Source organism: Klebsiella sp. JN_Kp126 (assembly GCF_033843325.1).
Taxonomy (GTDB): Bacteria; Pseudomonadota; Gammaproteobacteria; order Enterobacterales; family Enterobacteriaceae; genus Klebsiella; species Klebsiella michiganensis.
In genome coordinates, this window is sequence record NZ_JAWXQV010000093.1 from 39,703 (window position 1) to 54,153 (window position 14,451).

10 protein-coding genes and 4 tRNA genes are annotated in these 14,451 nt (G+C 57.0%); 7 read left to right on the forward strand and 7 right to left on the reverse strand.

From position 1 onward, the window contains the following. Positions 1 to 7: 7 nt before the first annotated feature. The 6 genes from wecG (at position 8) to SIK97_RS25865 (ending at position 2,906) form a co-directional block, all read left to right on the forward strand. Positions 8 to 748 carry a lipopolysaccharide N-acetylmannosaminouronosyltransferase gene (gene wecG / locus SIK97_RS25840; protein ID WP_014227460.1) on the forward strand — a complete coding sequence of 247 codons (741 nt, stop codon included), beginning with the start codon at positions 8 to 10 and terminating at the stop codon, positions 746 to 748. Positions 749 to 979: 231 nt separating this feature from the next. Further along, on the forward strand, positions 980 to 2,365 hold the full coding sequence (gene thrP / locus SIK97_RS25845) for a bifunctional threonine/serine APC transporter ThrP (protein WP_032720763.1): 1,386 nt from the start codon (positions 980 to 982) through the stop codon (positions 2,363 to 2,365). A 102-nt stretch (positions 2,366 to 2,467) separates the two neighbouring features. After that, positions 2,468 to 2,544: transfer RNA gene (locus SIK97_RS25850), tRNA-Arg, on the forward strand. A 55-nt stretch (positions 2,545 to 2,599) separates the two neighbouring features. Further along, a tRNA-His gene (locus tag SIK97_RS25855) sits at positions 2,600 to 2,675 on the forward strand. A gap of 22 nt (positions 2,676 to 2,697) precedes the next feature. Continuing rightward, positions 2,698 to 2,784 (forward strand) — tRNA-Leu (locus tag SIK97_RS25860). 45 nt (positions 2,785 to 2,829) lie between these two features. After that, positions 2,830 to 2,906, forward strand: a tRNA-Pro gene (locus SIK97_RS25865). 585 nt (positions 2,907 to 3,491) lie between these two features. On the opposite strand, the gene hemY is transcribed toward SIK97_RS25865, so the two are convergent. From hemY to hemC, 4 genes are read right to left on the reverse strand one after another with little or no spacing between them, the layout of a single operon-like run. Then, the gene (gene hemY / locus SIK97_RS25870) at positions 3,492 to 4,688 is read right to left on the reverse strand and encodes a protoheme IX biogenesis protein HemY (RefSeq protein ID WP_004097533.1); all 1,197 of its coding nucleotides are present in this window, start codon (positions 4,686 to 4,688) and stop codon (positions 3,492 to 3,494) included. Positions 4,689 to 4,691: 3 nt separating this feature from the next. Beyond that, the gene (hemX, locus tag SIK97_RS25875) at positions 4,692 to 5,882 is read right to left on the reverse strand and encodes a uroporphyrinogen-III C-methyltransferase (RefSeq protein ID WP_004097536.1); all 1,191 of its coding nucleotides are present in this window, start codon (positions 5,880 to 5,882) and stop codon (positions 4,692 to 4,694) included. Positions 5,883 to 5,903: 21 nt separating this feature from the next. Beyond that, positions 5,904 to 6,644, reverse strand: coding sequence for a uroporphyrinogen-III synthase (hemD, locus tag SIK97_RS25880; RefSeq protein ID WP_032747353.1), 741 nt, complete (start codon positions 6,642 to 6,644; stop codon positions 5,904 to 5,906). After that, positions 6,641 to 7,582 carry a hydroxymethylbilane synthase gene (gene hemC / locus SIK97_RS25885; RefSeq protein WP_025108409.1) on the reverse strand — a complete coding sequence of 314 codons (942 nt, stop codon included), beginning with the start codon at positions 7,580 to 7,582 and terminating at the stop codon, positions 6,641 to 6,643. Before hemC ends, hemD begins: the two co-directional genes overlap by 4 nt. A gap of 346 nt (positions 7,583 to 7,928) precedes the next feature. Here hemC and cyaA point away from each other — a divergent pair, with 346 nt between their 5' ends. Next, the gene (cyaA, locus tag SIK97_RS25890; RefSeq protein ID WP_009651720.1) at positions 7,929 to 10,478 is read left to right on the forward strand and encodes a class I adenylate cyclase; all 2,550 of its coding nucleotides are present in this window, start codon (positions 7,929 to 7,931) and stop codon (positions 10,476 to 10,478) included. A gap of 136 nt (positions 10,479 to 10,614) precedes the next feature. On the opposite strand, the gene cyaY is transcribed toward cyaA, so the two are convergent. From cyaY to SIK97_RS25905, 3 genes are all read right to left on the reverse strand, one after another. Next, positions 10,615 to 10,935 (reverse strand): iron donor protein CyaY, encoded by a 321-nt coding sequence (gene cyaY / locus SIK97_RS25895; protein ID WP_004097546.1) that lies wholly within the window; start codon positions 10,933 to 10,935, stop codon positions 10,615 to 10,617. A 44-nt stretch (positions 10,936 to 10,979) separates the two neighbouring features. After that, positions 10,980 to 12,563, reverse strand: coding sequence for an MFS transporter (locus SIK97_RS25900; RefSeq protein ID WP_057173030.1), 1,584 nt, complete (start codon positions 12,561 to 12,563; stop codon positions 10,980 to 10,982). An 86-nt stretch (positions 12,564 to 12,649) separates the two neighbouring features. Beyond that, positions 12,650 to 14,326, reverse strand: a complete 1,677-nt coding sequence (locus SIK97_RS25905; RefSeq protein WP_032747359.1) for an MFS transporter — start codon at positions 14,324 to 14,326, stop codon at positions 12,650 to 12,652. Between the last annotated feature and the right edge of the window lie 125 nt (positions 14,327 to 14,451).

The following is a 14,451-nucleotide window of genomic DNA, read 5'->3' on the forward strand; positions in this document are numbered from 1 at the left end:
GGTGTACATGACTGAGACCACATCCGCGCCGTTGTACCTGCTGAGAGGGCTACAACTCATTGGTTGGCGCGATATGCAACACGCTCTGGATTATCTGTACGCCGATGGTGAGATCCGCACGGGAACGCTGGTGGCGATTAATGCAGAGAAGATGCTGGCGGTAGAAGACAGCCCCGAGGTCCGGGCGCTGATTGAAGCGGCAGAATTCAAATACGCTGATGGCATCAGCGTAGTACGTTCATTACGTAAAAAATACCCTCAGGCTCAGGTGTCGCGCGTCGCCGGAGCCGATTTATGGGAAGCCCTGATGGCGCGCGCAGGCGCTCAGGGAACGCCGGTATTTCTGATCGGCGGCAAGCCCGAGGTGCTCGCGCAGACGGAGCAGCAGCTTCGCCAGCGCTGGAACGTGAATATCGTTGGAAGCCAGGATGGTTATTTTGCCGCTGACCAGCGTCAGGCGCTATTTGAGCGTATCCGCGATAGCGGGGCGAAGATCGTCACGGTGGCGATGGGCTCGCCGCGTCAGGAGATCCTGATGCGCGACTGTCGGGACGTTTATCCGCAGGCGCTGTATATGGGCGTGGGCGGCACCTACGATGTTTTTACCGGCCACGTTCAGCGGGCACCGAAGTTCTGGCAGGACCTGGGTCTGGAGTGGTTCTATCGCCTGGTTTCGCAGCCGAGCCGCATAAAAAGGCAGGCGCGCCTGCTGCGCTATTTACGCTGGCATTACACCGATAAGCTGTGACATTCCACTGCAAGCGGGCGGGTTTACCTGGGTATTCTGTGTAATGTCTTCACTCGCCTGATACTTTATTTGCCATTTCCCTCAAATTCATTAACCATTCGCATGCTTAAAACGCGACGGTCAGTTTACCGTCGCGCAGGCAGGGCTATTCATTCAATAAAAATAACCGGCATAGACACATCCCTGTTGGGATGCGCTTAAACCCGGAGCAGGGCAAACACAAGAGGCTATATGACTGAGAAAAAAGCGGAACTTCAGCGGGGACTGGAGGCGCGGCACATTGAGCTAATCGCTCTTGGTGGGACAATTGGCGTCGGGTTATTTATGGGCGCGGCCAGTACGCTGAAGTGGGCCGGACCTTCAGTTCTGCTGGCGTATATTATCGCCGGGCTCTTTGTCTTCTTCATCATGCGTTCGATGGGCGAAATGCTGTTCCTCGAACCGGTAACCGGATCGTTCGCCGTTTACGCACACCGCTATATGAGCCCATTTTTCGGCTATCTCACCGCCTGGTCCTACTGGTTTATGTGGATGGCGGTCGGGATATCGGAGATTACGGCTATCGGGGTTTATGTGCAGTTCTGGTTCCCGGATATGGCGCAGTGGATACCGGCGCTGATTGCCGTCGGGCTGGTGGCGCTGGCGAACCTCGCGGCGGTACGGCTGTACGGCGAAATTGAATTCTGGTTTGCCATGATTAAGGTCACCACCATTATTGTGATGATCGTGGTGGGGCTGGGCGTTATTTTCTTTGGCTTTGGCAACGGCGGGCACGCCATTGGCTTTGGTAATCTGACCGAGCACGGTGGCTTCTTCGCCGGCGGCTGGAAGGGCTTCCTGACGGCGCTGTGCATCGTGGTCGCGTCTTATCAGGGCGTCGAGCTTATCGGGATTACCGCCGGTGAAGCGAAGAACCCGCAGGTTACGCTGCGTAGCGCGGTTGGCAAGGTGCTGTGGCGAATCCTGATTTTCTATGTAGGGGCGATTTTTGTGATCGTCACTATTTTCCCGTGGGATCAAATTGGCTCCAACGGCAGTCCGTTCGTACTGACCTTTGCCAAAATCGGCATCACCGCGGCGGCGGGCATTATTAACTTTGTGGTGCTCACGGCGGCGCTTTCCGGCTGTAACAGCGGCATGTACAGCTGCGGCCGCATGCTCTACGCGCTGGCAAAAAACCGTCAGCTGCCCGCGGCCATCGCCAAAGTTTCGCGCAACGGCGTGCCGTCAGCGGGCGTGGCGCTGTCGATCCTGATTCTGCTGGTCGGCTCGTGCCTGAACTACATTATCCCTAATCCACAGCGAGTTTTCGTCTACGTCTACAGCGCCAGCGTGCTGCCGGGGATGGTGCCGTGGTTTGTGATTCTGATTAGCCAGCTGCGTTTTCGTCTCGTGCATAAAGACGCGATGGCCAGCCATCCGTTTCGCTCGCTGCTGTTCCCGTGGGCGAACTATTTGACCATGGCGTTCCTGATTTGCGTGCTGATAGGGATGGGATTTAACGACGATACGCGTATGTCGCTCTTTGTCGGAATGATTTTCCTCGCCGCCGTGACGCTTATTTATAAGGTATTTGGCCTTGGCCGACGCGGAAATGTTGATAATGTGGCGCAATAAGCAACAAAACGCACAAAGCATGAGCAAACAATAATTTTCTTTAAAAAGGCACTAGACAGCGGGGTAGGAAGTCCGTATTATCCGACCCCGCAACGGCGCTAAGCGCCCGTAGCTCAGCTGGATAGAGCGCTGCCCTCCGGAGGCAGAGGTCTCAGGTTCGAATCCTGTCGGGCGCACCATTTACCCGGTGCTGGAGCTGCGGTGGTTTCAATACCGCGTAAAAGATTTGCAGTGGTGGCTATAGCTCAGTTGGTAGAGCCCTGGATTGTGATTCCAGTTGTCGTGGGTTCGAATCCCATTAGCCACCCCATTATTTAGAAAGTTGTGATATTGCGAAGGTGGCGGAATTGGTAGACGCGCTAGCTTCAGGTGTTAGTGTTCTTACGGACGTGGGGGTTCAAGTCCCCCCCCTCGCACCACGACTTTATAAAGAATTGAACTAAAAATTCAAAAAAGCAGTACATCGGCGAGTAGCGCAGCTTGGTAGCGCAACTGGTTTGGGACCAGTGGGTCGGAGGTTCGAATCCTCTCTCGCCGACCAATTTTGAACCCCGCTTCGGCGGGGTTTTTTGTTTTCCGCTTCTGCAAAAACGTTCCTATCTCCCTGATATCGCAAAAAATATCTCGCTAATCAGCATGCGATTTATTGTCCAGAATAGTCCCAATTCCTTGTGCGGATAGATGCATTTTCTACCGATCCTGTGCGATAATAAACGGGTAGATGCTCATTCCATCTCTTATGTTCGCCTTAGTGCCTCATAAACTCAGGAATGATGCAGAGCCGTTTTACGGTGCTTATCGTCCACTGACAGATGTCGCATTTTATATGCTAAATCATTCATGATGTGTCGAGACGGCCAGCACGGGAATCTCCAGGAGCTTACAAAGGTAAGTGACTGGGGTGAGCGTGTGCAGCCAACGAAGAGACAGCGTGAAGGATGAAGCCATATAGCCTCATCAAACACCATGGACACTACGTTGAGTGAAGCACCCAATTTGTTGTCAAACAGACCTGTTTTAACGCCTGCCCTGGTTTCAGAGCAGGCGTTTTTTTCTTTTCAGGGATAGAGAAACGCTCAGGCGGGAAGAGAAGAGATTCTCGCCCCCGATGGAGGCGAGAAGGGCATTACTGCTGCGGGTTGTTTTGCAGGGTTAACAGCAGGCCGTCGCGACGCATCGTCGCCGCTTCTTCCGGCTGATGCAGGCGGTCAAGAGTATCGGCCAGCCACGCGTAGTCAAACGCATCCGGGCGCTGCTTGAGCGCTGCGCGGAACGCGATGCTGGCTTCCTGCCACTCGCCGTGACGCATGAGCGATTGTCCCAGCGTACTCCACAGCAGCGGACGGTCGCCGACCGTTTTGATCTGCTGGCGCAGCACCTTTTCCAGCTGTTCCGGATTATTCGTTTTCAGCCGCGGGATCGGCATCACCAGACGATCGTCGTAGTGCTTTTTCAGACCTTCGATAATAATCTGCTGCGCGGTATCATGGTCGTCGCTTTCGATAAGGCGATTAGCCATTGCCACCTGTAGCGCCACCTGGCTGCGGGTTTTTCGGTTCTGGCTTTTCCACCAGTCGCGCAGACCTTCGCTGCCGCCGTCGGCCAGCGTTTTATCCATCAGGCCAATCCACGCCAGCTGTTCCAGTTCGGCACGGTGCTCTTCATCGCTGACGTTGGCTTTCGCCATTGATGGAATGATATCCAGCAGCGAATTCCAGGCGCCGGTACGAATGTAGGCCTGCTCGGCGAGGCGCAGGACCTCCGGATGACGCGGCGTGATCTCCAGCAGCTTGTCGATGCCGTGGCGGGCGGCGTGGTTTTCATTACGCGCCAGCTGCAGGCGTACGCGGGTGATTTCGACAGGTATCAGGTCGTCGCCGGCGAGCTCTGTCGCGCGCTCCAGATGCTGGTTGGCGCGGGCTTCATCGCCACGCTGCTGGGCGGCTTCTGCCGCCAGCAGGTAGTTCACAACGGGCTGCTCAGCGTGATCGGCATTTTTCGCCATCAGCTTCTCAACCTGCTGATAATCGCCCTCCGCCAGCTTCAGCAGCGCCTGCTCGGTTTGCTTACGCGCGCGGCGACGCTTGCGGCCCACGAACCAGCCGCGGGTATGTGCGCCAGTGCGGAAAATGCGCCGCAGCAGCCACTCAATGGCAAACAGCACTACCATGGTGAGGATCATGATGATCGCTAACCCGGTGACGCTGGTTTCAATGTTGTAATTATCGGTCTGGATCAGGACGTAGCCCTGATGACCCGCGATCATCGGACCGACCACGATCCCGGCAAGCAGCAGCGCGAAGAGTAAGAGAATTTTCAACATGCGTTACTCTCCTTGTGGCGCAGGCGTTGGCGCGTGGGCAGCAGGTGCCGGCGCGGGAGCCGGGGCGCTGGCCTGGGTTTCAGCCGGCTGCGCCATCAGATTACGTACCCGCGTTTGCATCAGTTTCTCAAGCAGCGCCTGGCTCTGCAGGCTCTCCGGTACGTTCATGGTGATGCTTTGCTGGCTGAGCTTATCCACGTCCTCAAGGAAGGCTTTGGTGGTGGCATCTTCAGTGTCGTAGTAAGCACGAACCCACGTCGAGACGTTATCCAGCGCCTGTTTGTAGGTTTCTTCCTGATGACGCGGAACCGCCTGCGCCGCGACCAGCAGACGGGAGCGGATGTTTTCGCGCAGATAGACGTCCTGGTTTGGCGCCAGCAGCGGCACGGCGGTCTCATCGCGGCGGCGAACGGTAATAAAGCTGTCCATAAAGTTCTGCCAGCTTTTTTGCAGGTTTACCCGCCACTCGCTAATGGAGCTGGATAGCTCATCGCTATCGGAATCCATCGGGGTGTCATCGTCGTTGTTGTCCGCCAGGCGTAAATTATCGATCTGGTTGGCGAGCTGGTTCACTTTCAGAATGATGCCGTCGTAGTCGACCTGGCTCACGGCGGAAAGCGAAGCAATATCGTCGGTAATGGCGCGACGGGCGGAAATCAGGCTCGGATCGTTCATATCGGCGAGGCTGGCATCGGCGCTTTTCAGCAGCGCGGCGGCGGTCGTCACGTCCTGATCGCTCCACAGCTTACGTCCGGCCAGTTTTACGAGGAAATCAGCCTGCGCGAGCAGCCAGGTTTTTGCATCGCTGCCGGAAATGACCGCGACCTTCTCCTGCACTTCTTCCAGCTTCTTCGCCAGAGAATCCTGCTGACGCTGCGCTTCCGTCAGCTGATCGGCCTGCTGCTTGATGATGCCTTCAAGCTCGCTTTTTTGGCTCTCCTGCGCTTTTTGCAGCGCGGCGATCTGGCTGGATAGCCCGGCGCTGGCTTCGCTCTGGCGGGTTGCCTGAGTCTTCGTCAGACCATAAAGGCCTACGCCAGCGGCGAGGGCGATAGCGATAGCTATTGCGCTCAGGGCGAGGCTGGTTTTACTGCCGCCGTTTTTCTTTTCGACATTCTTCTCTGGCTGTGGCGTCGTTTCCACGGCCTCCCTGGTCTCTTCAACCACGGCGGATTGATTCTGTTGTTCCGTCATTATGGCTTCCAATGTTGAGAGTTATTGTAATGCGCGTAGCAGCGCATCGTTGTCGGCGCTATCGGCAACCTGGATATCCTGCCAGCCCAATTCCCTGGCCTGCTCGGCCAGACGTTCACTGACAACGAAAATGCGACAGCTCAGGAGCCAACGTTCGCGATACCACTGTGGTATTAGCGTCCAGAGCTGCTGCAGCATCTCGCCGCTGGTGATGACCAGCGTCGAAACCCCGCGAGACTGCCAGCGCATTGCTTCTTCTGCGCCATCGTAGTGCCTTGCACTACGTTGATAACATTCACAAAAAGTGACATCAGCACCGCGTTCGCGAAGCGTGTCACCGAGTAATTCCCGCCCGCCGTTGCCGCGCAGGATGAGCGCTTTTTTCCCCGCAATGTTTTGTAATTCAGGTAATTGTAGCAAGACTTCGCTGATTTCCCGATCTAACGGGTAGCGAACTTGTCGATTACTGACCTTATGCAGGGCCAGCGCGGTGGTGCGGCCAATGGCAAAATAGTCGGGCGCCGTGGGCCAGCGCAGCCCCTGCTGCTGGAGGCGAGCGTGGGCAAACTCGACGGCATGCTGAGATAGCGCGAAGAGCAAATCGCCTGCGGCGAGGCTTGCCAGCTGGCCGCCCAGCTCAGAGAGCTGACGGCCCGGGGTAAACTCAATGAGCGGAAAGCTCCAGGCCACGCGTCCCAGCGCGCGCAGGCGGCTGACTAACTCTTCGCCTTGCGGCAGCGGACGGGTAACCAGAATGCTCATTGAGGCGCTTCTCCTGCGTAGACGACGGCGAGAATGTCGCGAGCGCCGTTATCCAGAAGTTCTTCGGCAAGGGCGACGCCCAGTGTTTCGGCATCTTCCGGGCGACCGCGCCGCTCGCCGCGTACCGTGTGTGAGCCATCCGGCGCGCCAACCAGCGCGCGCAGCCATAGCTCACCGTCGATCAGTTCGGCATAGCTGCCGATAGGTACCTGACAGCCGCCTTCAAGCCGGGTGTTCATCGCCCGTTCAGCGCGGACGCGGATGGCCGTTTCCGTATGATTCAGCGGGGCCAGCAGCGTTTTGGTCCATTCGTCGTCAAGGCGACACTCAATGCCGACCGCGCCCTGGCCGACGGCGGGCAGAGATTGCTCCGGGGACAGCGGTTGACGAATACGCGCCTCAAGGTTCAGGCGCTTAAGCCCTGCGGCGGCCAGAATAATGGCGTCGTACTCGCCGCTATCAAGCTTGCCCAGACGCGTGCCAACGTTGCCGCGCAGGGAGCGGATCGTGAGATCCGGCCGCGCGGCGGCCAGTTGACACTGACGGCGTAAACTTGAGGTGCCAACGATGCTGCCGTGGGGGAGTTCATCAATGGAAGCGTAGTGATTCGAGACAAAGGCATCGCGCGGATCTTCGCGTTCACAGATGGTCACCAGCCCCAGCCCTTCGGGAAACTCCACCGGCACGTCCTTCATAGAATGGACGGCAATGTCGGCGCGACCTTCCAGCATGGCCAGCTCTAACTCTTTCACAAAGAGGCCCTTACCGCCCACTTTTGCAAGGGGCGTATCAAGGATCACGTCGCCGCGGGTGACCATAGGCACCAGCTCAACGGAAAGCCCCGGATGACAGGACTCCAGGCGCTCTTTCACATAATGTGCCTGCCATAGCGCAAGCGGGCTTTGCCGTGTGGCAATTCTCAAAACTTTGTCTAACATGCTTGTTACCGTCATAGTCGACCACTAACCATCCTAACATTGTTGTCTTAGGGATGTTAGTTTTGTGGGGTTAAGGGTCGCGGCCATTTTTTTAGCCTTTCATGCGTTTGCGGGTTGCCGCAAACGTAGTGAAGAATTTACACGTAGTAAAGGGTGCTACACTTGTATGTAGCTCATCTTTCTTTACGGTCAATCAGCAAGGTGTTAGATTGATCACGTTTTAAACCATTTGTCAGTCAGCAGTTCATCACAACCACACCGACGACGAATGGTGACGGTTTTTGTTGAAATACTGAAACTCTCCGTACTATTGTACGTCGGGTTTTTGAACATCAGGCGATATGTCTTGTACCTCTATATTGAGACACTGAAACAGAGACTGGATGCCATCAACCAATTGCGCGTGGATCGCGCCCTTGCTGCCATGGGACCCGCTTTCCAGCAGGTTTACAGTCTACTGCCGACATTACTACATTATCATCATCCGCTGATGCCGGGTTACCTTGACGGTAACGTTCCCCGTGGCATTTGCCTCTACACGCCTGATGAAACCCAACGTCACTATCTTGATGAACTCGAGCTCAACCGTGGAATGCTGGCCAAAGAGCCGCCGAAAGGCGAGCTGCCGATCACCGGCCTTTACTCTATGGGCAGTACTTCTTCCGTCGGCCAAAGCTGCTCTTCCGACCTGGATATCTGGGTTTGCCACCAATCATGGCTGGATAGCGAAGAGCGCCAGCTGCTGCAGCGCAAATGTAGCCTGCTCGAGAGCTGGGCCGCGTCGCTGGGCGTTGAGGTCAGCTTCTTCCTGATCGACGAAAACCGCTTCCGCCATAACGAAAGCGGCAGCCTGGGCGGTGAAGACTGCGGCTCAACTCAACACATCCTGCTGCTGGATGAGTTTTACCGTACCGCGGTGCGCCTGGCCGGGAAACGTATTCTGTGGAATATGGTGCCGTGCGATGAAGAAGAGCATTACGACGATTACGTGATGAGCCTCTACGCGCAGGGCGTGCTGACGCCGAACGAATGGCTGGATCTCGGCGGCCTGAGTTCCCTCTCGGCAGAAGAGTACTTCGGCGCCAGCCTGTGGCAGCTGTATAAAAGCATCGACTCGCCCTATAAGGCGGTGCTGAAGACGCTGCTGCTGGAAGCGTACTCCTGGGAGTATCCCAACAACCGTCTGCTGGCGAAAGATATCAAGCAGCGCCTGCATGATGGTGAAATCGTATCGTTTGGCCTTGACCCTTACTGCATGATGCTGGAGCGCGTCACGCTCTATCTGCAGGCCATCGAAGATGAAACGCGCCTCGATCTGGTGCGTCGATGTTTCTATTTAAAAGTGTGCGAGAAGCTGAGCCGCGAGCGCGCCTGCGTCGGCTGGCGCCGTGAAGTCGTCAGCCACCTGGTGAAAGAGTGGGGCTGGGATGAAAAGCGTCTGATGATGCTCGATAACCGGGCCAACTGGAAGATTGACGAAGTCCGTAAAGCGCACAACGAACTGCTTGATGCGATGATGCAGAGCTATCGCAACCTGATTCGCTTTGCGCGCCGTAATAACCTGAGCGTTTCCGCCAGCCCGCAGGATATTGGCGTGCTGACGCGTAAGCTGTACGCCGCCTTTGAAGCGCTGCCGGGGAAAGTGACCCTGGTAAACCCGCAAATTTCGCCGGATCTGTCTGAGCCGAATCTGACTTTCATCCACGTGCCGCCGGGCCGTGCCAACCGTACCGGCTGGTATGTCTATAACCGCGCGCCGGACATGGAATCGATCATCAGCCATCAGCCGCTGGAATATAACCGTTATCTTAATAAGCTGGTGGCCTGGGCCTGGTTTAACGGCCTGCTGACGTCACGCACACGCCTGTTTATTAAGGGCAACGGGATTGTCGACCTGGCGAAACTGCAGGAGATGGTGGCCGATGTGGCGCATCACTTCCCGCTGCGCCTGCCGTCTCCGACGCCGAAAGCGCTGTATAGCCCCTGCGAAATTCGCCACCTGGCGATTATCGTCAACCTCGAATATGACCCGACGGCGGCCTTCCGCAATCAGGTGGTGCATTTCGACTTCCGCAAGCTGGATGTTTTCAGCTTCGGCGAAGAGCAAAAGTGCCTGATTGGCAGCATCGATCTGCTGTATCGCAACTCGTGGAACGAGGTGCGCACGCTGCACTTTAACGGCGAGCAGGCGATGATCGAAGCGCTGAAAACCATTCTTGGCAAGATGCACCAGGACGCCGCGCCGCCGGATAGCGTGGAAGTTTTCTGCTATAGCCAGCATCTGCGCGGCCTGATCCGCACTCGCGTGCAGCAGCTGGTGTCTGAATGCGTTGAGCTGCGTCTTTCCAGTACCCGCCAGGATACCGGCCGTTTTAAAGCGCTACGCGTTTCCGGGCAGACCTGGGGACTCTTCTTCGAGCGTCTTAACGTCTCGGTACAGAAGCTGGAAAACGCCATCGAATTCTACGGCGCGATTTCGCATAACAAACTGCACGGCCTGTCGGTGCAGGTGGAAACCAACCACGTCAGGCTGCCGCAGGTGGTGGATGGTTTTGCCAGCGAAGGGATTATTCAGTTCTTCTTTGAAGATGCGGATAACGATAACGGATTTAACATCTATATCCTTGATGAGAGCAACCGCGCCGAGGTGTATCACCACTGCGAAGGCAGCAAAGAAGAGCTGGTACGCGACGTCAGCCGCTTCTACTCTTCGTCGCATGACCGCTTTACCTACGGCTCCAGCTTTATCAACTTTAACCTGCCGCAGTTTTATCAAATCGTCGACGTCGACGGCCGCGAACAGGTGATCCCGTTCCGCAGCCAGGTGATTGCCGCGGCGACCCTTGCTGCAGGTGAGGATTCCGCGACATCATCGATGTTGCAGCACTACTCATGACCCGCCGCGTAGACCTGTCATTCGGCGCAGGTAAATTTCCCGGGGGCGCTTCGCTTGCCTGGGCTTCGGGGTGATATGGGTTTTGTCGCCCGGATACGGCGTTAGCCGCAATCCGGGGAACTCGAATCACGCGCGTTTAGCGAAAACTCACCGCTTCACCGGCCTGCGCAGTCGCCGCCTGTTCCAGCAGATCCCAGAAGGTTTCGCCGCTGCGGTCGCATACCCACTCGTCGCCTTTCAGGTCGAAATGGTAGCCGCCTTGTTTTGTCGCCAGCCATACCTGGTGCAGCGGCTCCTGGCGGTTGATAATAATTTTGCTGCCGTTTTCAAAGCTGATAGTCAGCACGCCGCCGTTGATTTCGCAGTCGATATCGCTGTCGCCATCCCAGTCGTCGAGACGCTCTTCGATGGTCATCCACAGGGTATCGGCCAGGCGATGGAATTCACTGTCGTTCATGGTTCTTTCCCGCTTTTTTGATCGTGGCGGCAGTATAGCGCAATCTACGATGACTTCGGCAGATGGCGAAGGCGGATCAGCAGTAGAGACGTCAAGATCGCCATCGCCAGCAGCCCGTAACGCGCGCTCAGCATCCGGCTCTGTTGATAATGCTGAAGAAGGCCAGAGAGATCGCCGGGCGCCAGGTTTTGTGTCTGGATAAGCTGATGGAAAGTCCGATCGCTCGTCCAGGGGATAAACGTGAGATGGCCGATGACCTGTCGGGCGGCCAGGCCCATTGCCAGGTCGTGCTGTACCTGATATTTCATCAGGAAGGTCAACACCGTGAGCATGACGGTACTGATTAACGCCATTCCTAATGCCTGCCCGATATCGCGCGAGGCGGCCTGAACGCCGCCGGACTGTTCGGCGTGCCGATTCCCTGCGCCAGTGGTGACCAGTATCGGGGCATTGGCCGCGATGGTGCCCATCCCTGCGCCGATTAAACAGAGCCCTGACGCCATCAGTACAGGGGTAAACCCCGTCACGTGCAGCGCCGCGGCGGCAACCAGAGCGCCGGCGATTCCCGCCGTCAGCCCCATCTGGCACTGGCGGCGAGGGTTTCGCTGCTGAATAAACAGCGGCAGGCCCAGCGAACAGGCGGCGAGACATATCGCAAAAGGGAGTATCAGCAGCCCTGTTTCCATCGCCGATACGCTTTTAACAATCTGCGCAAAACTCACCACGGTAAAAATAGCCGAACTGTAGGCAAAAAATATCCAACCGGTGAGATAGAGCCCGTGGCGCACCAGGCGGGTTTTCAGGAAAACCGCGGGGAGCAGAGCGTGGCCGGTGGTGGCTTCAAAATGACGTTCCCAGCGCAGCATCATCACCAGCACCATCAGGCCGCAGAGAATAACGAAAGGGGCGGGGCTCAGGCCGAGAACGCTCACTGCCGGGTCGAAGGGCATAACCAGCCCCCAGACCGGGATGCGCAGAATACCGAAAATCGTCAGGAACAGCCCCAGGGTGCCTAACAGAAAGCCCGGGGTATCGAAGGCGATAGCGGCGCGTTTGTTTTCTGATGCCGGGATGATGACGGAGCAGAGCAGGATAAGCAGCGCCAGCAGGCCAAGCGAGGCAAACGCGATGCGCCAGCCGACGTGGTCCAGCAAATATCCGCATACAATTGGACCACAGGCGAATGAAATGCCGCTGGAGGCGCCCAGAGCGCCAAAGGCGGCAACCCGTCGTCGCTGCTGATACAGGGCAGAGATCAGGCCAAAAACGGCGGGGATCATCAGGCTACCGCCTATCCCGGCGGTCAGACGCGCGCCCCAGGTGAAGAGCGCGATCGATGGCGAAAAAAAGGCGCAGGCTTCGGCGAGGATAAAAATCAGGCAGCCGATGCGAAACAGCATTCGCCAACCCCAGATACACCCCAGCATTCCGCCTGCCACCATAAACGTGCCCGCAATCAACGGATACATGGTATTCGCTGTACTGACCTGCCCAAGCGTGGCGTGCAGATCGTTCATTAGCGCCTGCGTGGCGATACTTAACGTCACGTTATCGGCGGAAGCCAGAAACTGTGCGCAGCATAAGACAACCAAAGGTAACCAGTTTGTCGGTGTAGGGTTGGTGGTCACAGCGTGTTCCTTTTTGATAGAAACGACAAAACGCGCCCTTCCTCGCGGGAGGGGCGCGTTATTGTTAGTTATCTTTCGATCTTAACTCAGATTTTCGACTTCTTCGCACGCGGCTCTTCTCCTGCTGCGTCATCAGACCCTTTGGCGCGGACGGGGAGATTGCGCGTCCCGAATAAAAACAGCAGCGTCATGACCGCGGTGGCGACCATGCCCGCTCGCGTAGCTTTCAGGCGGGCGGTTTTATAGACCTGGTTGAGTTCCGTCACATCCTTTTGATTCACGCCTTGATCCAGCATTAGCTTTGAGAAGCCGGTATCGCTGAGATAAGGAATGACGGAGATATTCGCCACTTTTTGCTGTGTATCCTGGCTCAGCGAAGCGTCGTGGCTGGCCATATCCTGCACTGTCATGGTGATCGCCGTCAGCATCACCATACCGCAAACCGCCACGCCGATTGCCTGGCCGACGTTACGCGAAGTCGCCTGCACGCCGCCGGACTGCTGCGCATCGCGCGCCGGCAGAGCGCTGGTAACAATATAGCTGGAATAGGCGGAAACGATGCCCATACTAATGCCAATCAGACACATCCCTACCGGCACGATCATGCTGAAATCGGACGGGCCGAAGCCGAAGATGCACAACACGGAGCCCAGCGTGCCGATGAGCAGCGCGCTCTGGCACATCCGTTTCGGATTCGCGTTTTTCCAGACGATCGGCAGCCCCAGCGAAAAGACCACGACGCCCAGCGCAAACGGCAGAATGAGCAAGCCGGTTTCAATACCGTTCAGCCCGGCAACCACCTGTACAAAGCTCACGGTCACAAAAATACCGGAACCGTAGGCGAGGAAGATAAACGCCGTCAGATAGAGACCGTTACGCACCTGCGGCGTTGCGAGGAACGACAGCGGGATCAGCGCGCTGCCGGTGGTGGCTTCGCGATGGCGCTCCCACTTCAGCATAATCGCCAGCACGATCAGGCCAAACAGGACGAGGAACGGCGCCGGGCTAAGACCCATGACGGTGAACGGCGCGTTAAACGGCGTAAACAGACCCCAGCTCGAGACTTTCAGGAAGCCGAGGATCACGCTGAACAGGCCGATTACGGTCAGGACGACGCCCGGCAGATCGAACACCACTTTGCGTTCAGGTTTTGCCGGCGTAGGGACGAGGAAAGAGCCGCTGAAGATCACGATGCACAGGCCGGCGATAGCGGCAAACGCCGCACGCCAGCCGAAATGGTCAACCAGCAGGCCGCAAATCAACGGACCGGCGGCGAAGGAGACGCCGCTTGCCGCGCCGATAGCGCCAAAGGCGATCGCCTGCTGGCGGCCTTTATAGTTACTGGCGATAAGCCCCAGCACCGAAGGGATCATAAAGCTTCCGCCAATACCGGAAAGCAGACGGGCGCCGTAGGTGAAGACCAGCATGTTCGGTGAGAAATAAGCGGTCAGCTCGGCAAGAAACAGCAGCGCGCAGCCGATGCGGAAGGTTTTCTTCCAGCCGACGATAAGCCCGGCCATCCCGGCGGCGACCATCAGAGAGCCCGCGGCCAGCGAATACATCGCGTTGGCGATGCTGATGAGATCCATTGACGCGTGCAGGTCTTTGACCAGCGCGCCGGTAGCGATGCTCAGCGTGGCATTATCGCCGGATGTCGAGAGCTGAGCGAGGCACAGCACCAGCAGCGGCAACCATTTCATCGCCGTATCGGCGGCCGCGTTGCGCGATATGCCGGGAGAGTTAATTACTGAATTTGTCGTCATGATCGTGTTCTGTGGTTAATTTCAGGCAATCTACACATCATCCTTCTAGCTGCCTCTGTGCTGGCTGCCTGCGTTCACCCCGGTCGCTTACTGTAATAAGTGACCGAGGATTCTCTCAGGTGCCG

Coding starts and splice junctions, on each gene's coding strand:
- hemC (WP_025108409.1), bottom strand. CDS start 7,582: ATGTTAGACAAAGTTTTGAGAATTGCCACACGGCAAAGCCCGCTTGCG.
- hemY (WP_004097533.1), bottom strand. CDS start 4,688: ATGTTGAAAATTCTCTTACTCTTCGCGCTGCTGCTTGCCGGGATCGTG.
- wecG (WP_014227460.1), top strand. CDS start 8: ATGACTGAGACCACATCCGCGCCGTTGTACCTGCTGAGAGGGCTACAA.
- cyaY (WP_004097546.1), bottom strand. CDS start 10,935: ATGAACGACAGTGAATTCCATCGCCTGGCCGATACCCTGTGGATGACC.
- hemD (WP_032747353.1), bottom strand. CDS start 6,644: ATGAGCATTCTGGTTACCCGTCCGCTGCCGCAAGGCGAAGAGTTAGTC.
- SIK97_RS25905 (WP_032747359.1), bottom strand. CDS start 14,326: ATGACGACAAATTCAGTAATTAACTCTCCCGGCATATCGCGCAACGCG.
- hemX (WP_004097536.1), bottom strand. CDS start 5,882: ATGACGGAACAACAGAATCAATCCGCCGTGGTTGAAGAGACCAGGGAG.
- thrP (WP_032720763.1), top strand. CDS start 980: ATGACTGAGAAAAAAGCGGAACTTCAGCGGGGACTGGAGGCGCGGCAC.